The sequence below is a fragment of the Pectobacterium polonicum genome (assembly GCF_005497185.1).
GTDB classification, from domain to species: domain Bacteria; phylum Pseudomonadota; class Gammaproteobacteria; order Enterobacterales; family Enterobacteriaceae; genus Pectobacterium; species Pectobacterium polonicum.
In genome coordinates, this window is record NZ_RJTN01000059.1 from 1 (window position 1) to 1,734 (window position 1,734).

Genomic DNA, 1,734 nt, shown 5'->3' on the forward strand with positions numbered 1-1,734 from the left:
TTCTCTGAAGGAGGCGTTCAGTACGGACTTCTGTGCGCGCGCGGCAACTCATGCCGAGAGTGAACCAACCACTGTTTTACGCTAATGAGAGAAAAAATGAATACTGCAGAAGACTTTAACCGCCTCTATACCGACGTTTCACGAAATATTCAGCAAACGCTGGCCGATATTGCCAAGCTTAATGTTGAGAATGAAGACGGTAAACAGCACATGAATGCAATGACTGAGAAACTGCAAACTTTGCAGGATAATTTCAATCAGAAACTATCTTATTTAGAAAAACATGCCGAGTGGGATAAGTTCACCCTTGCGTTCTTTGGCGAAACTAATGCAGGTAAGAGTACGATTATCGAGTCCCTTCGTATTTTATTTGATGAAGAATCCCGCCGACAGTTACTGCAAAAAAACCACAACGATCTGGATAAAGCCGAGCAGGAACTACGTGAAACCTTAGAGCAGTTGCGTTCTAATTTAGGGGAAGTTTATTCCGATGTGGTGAGTAAAATCACCGATATCAGTTTCTCCGTAATGCGCCTAACGCAAATAATCGACAATGAAAGCACCCTGCGTCTGAAAATAGAAAGCGAGGAGAGTAAAGCGCGTCAGCAACTTGAACAAAATGAGAGCCAATCACGCTTGAACATTTTGCAGAGAAAAACCAGTGCAAAAGCTCGTTTAACGTTGTTTATGGCTGCAATTGCGGGCCTTGCTGTCGGTTCTGGAGCGGTGACATTGGTTAACATGCTGGCGGGGCAATGAGAATGAGCGATGCATTGTACCTTCAGGATGATATTGCTGAAAATGCTGCCGCTTCCAGGCAAACGGAAAGGAAATCATCGCTCAATATTCAAGGTGTACTGGAAAAAAACCTGTCGCATCTTATTCAGTCGATCATTAAGGCCGAGAAATTAAAAAACACGGCGAACCGGGTAGATGGGTTAATTATTGGTACTGGCGAGGCAGATTTTACCAAAGGGAATACTCGCTATACCTTACATATTGACGATAAAACCTTTCAACTGGTAGACGTGCCGGGCATTGAGGGGAATGAGTCGCGTTATGTGCACCAAGTGAAAGAAGCCATCGCTGAAGCTCACATGGTGGTTTACGTCAATGGGACCAACAAAAAGCCGGAAACGGCCACCGCCGAAAAAATAAAGTCCTACCTTGAATACGGCACGCAGGTTTATCCGCTTGTAAACGTGCGCGGTTTTGCCGATGCCTATGAGTTTGAGGAAGATCGACAGGATCTTGCGCAGCAGGGAGGTGCTGGAGAAGCGTTGCAACAGACTGTTGGCGTGCTTGCGCCGGTGTTGGGGCCGGACGTGCTGCTGCCTGGAAATTGTGTCCAGGGGCTGATGGCTTTCTCCGCGCTGGCTTGTGATGACGTTACGCTGAGTACCACCATTCACCCCTCTCGGGATCATAATCTCGCTGCACAGCAGAAGCGCTATTTTAAGCATTTCCCCACCCGCCAAGAGATGTGGGATTTCAGCCAGGTGAACGCAATTGCGCACGTTATTAGAGGGAAAGTTGCCACCTTTCGAGAAGATATTGTCGAGAGCAATAAAGGTAAAGTGCGTGAATCGCTTGGTCAGTATTTGCAGGTTCTCGTTGAACAACTCGCCAGCCATCGAGTGTTCCTGAAAAATACAGAACCGGAATTTGAAAAATGCCATGTAGCGTTCAAAAACGCGATTGCTGCGTTTGGGCGCCGAATTGTGAACAATCGTC

Annotated in this window: 2 protein-coding genes; both read left to right on the plus strand. The window is 46.8% G+C overall.

Annotation, left to right across the window (positions count from 1 at the left end; all coding sequences use genetic code 11):
- Positions 1–96: 96 nt before the first annotated feature.
- Positions 97–759 (plus strand): OLD family protein, encoded by a 663-nt coding sequence (locus tag EDI29_RS22580; RefSeq protein ID WP_137742658.1) that lies wholly within the window; start codon positions 97–99, stop codon positions 757–759.
- Positions 760–761: 2 nt separating this feature from the next.
- The coding region (locus EDI29_RS22585; protein WP_338325770.1) for a GTPase at positions 762–1,734 on the plus strand (973 nt) is incomplete at its 3' end.